Below are 5,589 nucleotides of genomic sequence, written 5' to 3'. Positions count from 1 at the left end.
CGGGCTCTTACGGACACTTATCTTCCTCCTTAACATCCTTGATTTCCCTTCTCTGGCATCGGAGGAAGATTTAGTGGCCGGTTTGTGCGGGGAAAAAGGCCCGATAATGATGAGTTTTTCAAAAAAATGGTATGCTCATCACCATTCGGGCTTTTGATATTGCTGATCTAGTTCAACATTTCTAGTATTAGTTTCCGTCTTCTTTATCATCATAGGCAGGATCCATAATAACAATCTCGACACGGCGGTTTTTTTCCCAGTTTTCAGGACCGTCATTCGGAGCCACCGGCCTTGTGTCACTATATCCGGTTGCAATAAACCTCTCCGGCGCCATATGGTGGATATCAATAAAATAGCGAATAACGCTACTGGCTCTGGCTGATGACAATTCCCAATTGGACGGGTACTTTGCATTATGAATTGGTCGATTATCTGTATGTCCTTCCACTTTCACAACGTTAGGAATTTTTATTAACAGCGATGATACACGCTCCAAAAAAGGAACAGCATTGTCCAGGATTTCTGCCGCCCCTGATTCAAAGATGATTTGTTCAGGAAGGACAAGGACAATCCCCCGCTCCGTTCTCGTTGCAACAACAACATCCTTTAATCCGGTTTCTTGAATGTAGCCGTTTATTTCCGCTAACAATTGATCAAGACGGTCTCCTTTTTTTGGCAGTTCCTGTTCTTTATCCTTTCCGCCATCTTCTTCCTCTCCCTCAATCGTTTGATCCGAAGAAGGTTCAATGGGAATGGCAGAAGGATAAAAATCAAATATTTGTCGTTCTTTTAATGACTTTGACAACGCTTCAAACTTTTGAATATCCACTTGGGACATGGCAAATAGCAAAATGAAGAAAACAAGGATTAAAGTAACTAAATCAGAATAGGTTACCAACCATAAGGGAGCACCTTTTCCGGAGGGTTTCGACTTTTTACGCCTCATTCTTACCCCACCTCACCGGGATATTCTTCTGAGGTGAGTTTCAAGTCCGATTGGGAAATAAATGCCGATAATTTTTCGGTAAGCAATTTCGGATTTTGACCTGACTGGACACCAATAATCCCTTCTACAATGACTTGCTTAACAAATACTTCTTGCTCTGTTTTATCGGCTAATTTTGCCGCGAGAGGCAAGAAAAATAAATTTGCTAACAGGGAACCGTATAAAGTTGTTATAATCGCAACAGCCATACTCGGTCCGATACTATCCGGGTCGTTTAAATCGTTCAGCATAAGAATGAGTCCGATCAATGTCCCGATCATCCCCCAAGAAGGTGCATACTCACCGGCTTTTTCCAGAATGCTTCTTCCTTTTCGATGCCGTTCTTCCATGGCGGAAATTTCAGCAGTCATGATATCGATAATGATATCCGGATCAATTCCGTCGATAGCCAGAAGTATTCCTTTTTTAATAAAAGGATCATCCACTTTTTCAATTTCTACTTCCAAAGAAAGTAATCCATCTCTCCTGGCACGGTCTGATAAATGAGCAAATAAATCAATTAATTTGCCGAGTTGGAAATCTTGATGCGAGAAGGCTTGTCTAATTACGACAAACATTAATTTTAATTCTTTCAACGGAAAACTGATACATAATGCCGCTGTTAATCCACCAAAAACGATAATGCTAGAAGGTATATCAATAAACTTTAGAAAACCATTGACACCTTTTGAGGATATTACACCAAACGCAAACACCAAAATCCCCAAAATCATGCCAAAAGGCGTTAAAATATCAAAACGTTTCATATCCATCTCCCGCTATAAAAGGAATTTTTTTCTGTATGTAATACCGTACCAGGAAAGCTCTTTTGGATAAGCTTATCTTTTTGAAAGAAGACAGCCTTTTCGTGAAGTCTCATTGAAAAGCTTATCCGGACCACTTTCCTTTTCTTTCTTCCTTTTATATCGGTACAATTCTTACTTTGTTGAGTTGCGAACTTCAATTCGATGCGGAAGAACGACTACATGATCGGTTACCTCTTCTTTATTCATATATTTCGTTAATAACCGCATGGAAACAGCACCAATATCATATAAAGGTTGAACAATAGTTGTTAATTGCGGGCGAACCATTACAGCCAACCGAGTATTATTGGCAGAAATAATTTCAATATCTTCCGGAATTTTATAACCTCTATCTTGTAGACCGTGAACGACACCAATGGCCATTTCATCGGTACCAACACAAATGGCTGTTGGTTTTTCGTCCAGTTCCAATAATTTTTCCGCGGCTTCGATACCCGAATCATACGTATAATCGCCGTCAAATACATAATTTTCATCGTATTCAATTCCCGCTTCAGTCAATGCCCGTTTAAAACCGGCCATCTTTTTCACACCATTAATCGGTTCTTGTAACGGACCAAACACATAACCGATTTTTTTATGCCCTTTGTTAATAAAATAGGTCGTTGCATCATATGCGGCCTGTTCATAATCGATATTTACAGACGGGAGTTTCCCTGTTTCTTCAATAGAGCCGGCTAACACAATCGGTACCGATGATTTTTCAAATTCTTCCACATGTTCCTTGGTTACATTGCCACTCATGAAAATAATCCCGTCCACTTGTTTTGCGAGCATCGTATTAAGTAAATGAAATTCTTTTTCTTTATTTTGGTCTGAATTACTTAAAATAATATTATAGTTGTACATCATGGCAATATCTTCAATCCCACGAGCCATTTCTGAAAAGTTTGTACTCGAAATATCGGGGATTATCACACCGACCGTTGTTGTTCGCTTACTTGCAAGACCTCTTGCCACAGCATTAGGGCGATACCCTAAACGATCAATAACTTCCATAACTTTTTTTCTTGTGGCGGGTTTCACGTTCGGATTGCCATTAACTACCCGTGATACCGTAGCCATAGACACATTTGCTTCCCTTGCCACATCATAAATTGTAATATTATTCACTTTCGACAACTCCTTTTTCCTAAATGAATTTATCCATTGTTTCGTATCATCTTTTTTATGCCGATTTCAAAAAGGCTAAGTATCCCTTTTACTTATTTTACCCTATTTAGTTTTAGAATTCTTAACTTTTCGGGTTCATAAATAATTTATTATGGTCTGGCATTTATATCATTAAAAATCCCTTCTGTTAAAATAGACAAAAGGGATAATGTTCATTATAGCACATATTTAGCTTAAACGTATATTTTTTTAGTAAAAAAGGAATTTTTAACGAAAAATAGATATTTTTTAGTGAATGATAAGTCAGTTTATATTATCCTAAAATTATGGTAAATTGCAAGTAGCAGGAACAGTTGGTGTGTAAGGCTATTTGGTAAAAGACTTTATAATATCCCTTCCTAGGTTAAGAGGTGTTTTGATGAGGGAAAATAATCAAATTTTTGCTTTAGATATCGGAACAAGATCTATAGTCGGGATCATATTAGAAAAAGCAGAACAAGCTTTTGTTGTAAAAAAAGTGGTCATGAAAGAACACAAACAAAGGGCAATGCTCGACGGTCAAATTCACGATGTTACGGCTGTTGCCCATATAATTGGTGAAGTAAAAAAAGAATTAGAAGAAGAATTCGGTCCGCTAACGAAAGCTTGTGTCGCTGCAGCAGGTCGATCGCTGAAAACGGAAGAAGCGTCGGCAACCGTTTCCATTAAAGGACGAAAGTTGGAAAAAGACGATGTTATCCACCTTGAGCTGATGGCGATCCAAAAAGCGGAACAGCAAATAAAAAATAAATTTGACGATGTGAATGCCGAGTATTTTTGTGTTGGCTATTCTGTTTTATATTATTATTTAGATGGTCAGAAGATCGGGAGTTTAATCGACCAAATTGGAAATGAGGCATCTGTTGATATTATTGCGACGTTTTTGCCGAGAATTGTCATCGATTCCTTAGCTACGGCATTGAAACGATGCAATCTCGATATTGAGGCGCTGACACTTGAGCCCATTGCAGCCATCCACGTTCTCATTCCGCCTTCGATGCGCCGGTTAAATGTTGCCCTTGTTGATATCGGAGCAGGTACATCTGATATTGCCATTACAGATCAAAGTACCATTGTCAATTATGGGATGGTTCCGGTTGCCGGAGATGAAATTACCGAAGCAATCAGTGATCAATTTTTATTAGATTTCCCGATGGCCGAAGAAGTGAAAATTCAATTAACCGATCAAGCTACGGTCACCATCAAAGATATTTTAGGCTTCGAACAAACGATGGAACGAGCGGAAATCATACAATCTATTTCCCCCGCCATTGATCATTTAGCGACAAAAATAACGGAAGAAATTTTCCGGCTCAACGGTCTCAAGTCACCAAAGGCAGTCATGTTAATTGGAGGCGGAAGTTTAACACCCGGTCTTGATGAAAGAGTTGCTGAAAAATTAAATTTACCGAAAAACCGAGTGGCCATTCGCGGCATTGATGCCATCCAAAATTTACCACTAGAAGGCGTCGAAGTTACCGGTCCGGAAATGATTACACCGATTGGCATTGCTGTTTATGCTAAGCAAAACCCGCTTCAATTTAAAACGGTTTATGTTAACGAAATCCCTGTTCGCATGTTCGAAGTAAAAAAATTAACGGTAGGCGATTGTCTTATCCAAGCCGGTGTAAAATTAAGTCAATTGTACGGAAAACCGGGTCTCGCCAAAATCATCACTTTAAATGGCAAGGCAATAACCATCAGCGGTTCATTCGGTTCACCGCCACTATTATTAAAAAACGGGCAGGCTTGTTCTCTTGACGACTATGTTAATGATGGCGATATCATATTGGCGGAGAAAGGCAATGACGGAAAAAGTGTCGAACTAGCTTTAAAAGATTTATTGAATGATTTCAGAAAAAACATTACCTTTAATGGGGATCACTATGAAATTTTACCAACTGCAAAGGTGAACGGTCAGACCGTTACAGAAGATTATATCATTAAAGATCGGGATATAATTGAATGGAGGGAGTTAAACACAGTCCAAAATTTATTAAGCCAATTACATTTAGTACCCGAACCATTTATTTTGAAAATTAATGACCAAGAGACGACAATTCCTCAAAAATCGGATAAAGTGTTGAAAAATGGAAAAGAGGTCCCGTTGAATACCCCGTTTGCTGACAAGGACGTAATTGAGTTTATTCAAGCTGCTCCCCCGACTGTGGAAGAACTTGCATTTCTACTAAATTGGCAATTGGAGACATCTTTACCGATTACATTTAACGGGAAAGATGTCCTGTTAAAGAAAAAAATAACCGTCATTAAACGAGACGGAATAGAACTGGAAAAAACGAGCCGCATTTATAACAAAGATTCGTTGACTGTCGAGCATATTACTTATAAACCATTTATTTTTCAAGACGTATTTCGTTTTGCCGATTTCGAACTGCCGGCGAACCCAAATGGTGACTACCTTATTTTAAAAAACGGCGAACAAGCGACTTTTATTGAGGAACTGGAACCGGGAGATCAATTGGAAATTAAATGGTTGGCAAAACATAGCAATGAATAAAGTGAAACTTCCATCAGGGGGGTTCTTCCCACTGATGGTTAGTTGAACCAATCGGGCACTTATCTTCCTCCTTTACATCTTTGATTCCACTTAAGACTTAGGAGGAA

4 protein-coding genes are annotated in these 5,589 nt (G+C 38.9%); 1 reads left to right on the top strand and 3 read right to left on the bottom strand.

Annotated elements, in window-relative coordinates:
• Positions 1–187: 187 nt before the first annotated feature.
• The 3 genes from motS to ccpA form a co-directional block, all read right to left on the bottom strand.
• A complete protein-coding gene (gene motS, locus LIZ98_RS16705; protein ID WP_227140309.1) occupies positions 188–946 on the bottom strand; it encodes a flagellar motor protein MotS in 759 nt (252 codons plus the stop codon).
• Positions 947–948: 2 nt separating this feature from the next.
• Entirely contained in the window at positions 949–1,752 is an 804-nt protein-coding gene (gene motP / locus LIZ98_RS16700) for a flagellar motor protein MotP (protein ID WP_227140310.1), read from the bottom strand.
• 171 nt (positions 1,753–1,923) lie between these two features.
• Positions 1,924–2,925 (bottom strand): catabolite control protein A, encoded by a 1,002-nt coding sequence (ccpA, locus tag LIZ98_RS16695; protein WP_041847670.1) that lies wholly within the window; start codon positions 2,923–2,925, stop codon positions 1,924–1,926.
• Between the two features lie 418 nt (positions 2,926–3,343).
• Here ccpA and LIZ98_RS16690 point away from each other — a divergent pair, with 418 nt between their 5' ends.
• Positions 3,344–5,482: a cell division protein FtsA gene (locus LIZ98_RS16690; protein ID WP_227140311.1), complete on the top strand. Its 2,139-nt coding sequence runs from the start codon at positions 3,344–3,346 to the stop codon at positions 5,480–5,482.
• The last annotated feature ends 107 nt before the right edge of the window (positions 5,483–5,589 follow it).

It is taken from the genome of Caldibacillus sp. 210928-DFI.2.18 (genome assembly GCF_020554505.1).
Lineage (GTDB): Bacteria > Bacillota > Bacilli > Bacillales > Caldibacillaceae > Caldifermentibacillus > Caldifermentibacillus hisashii.
The sequence above is the reverse complement of the archived record's forward strand: the minus strand, read 5'-3'. Positions and strand labels throughout refer to the sequence as shown.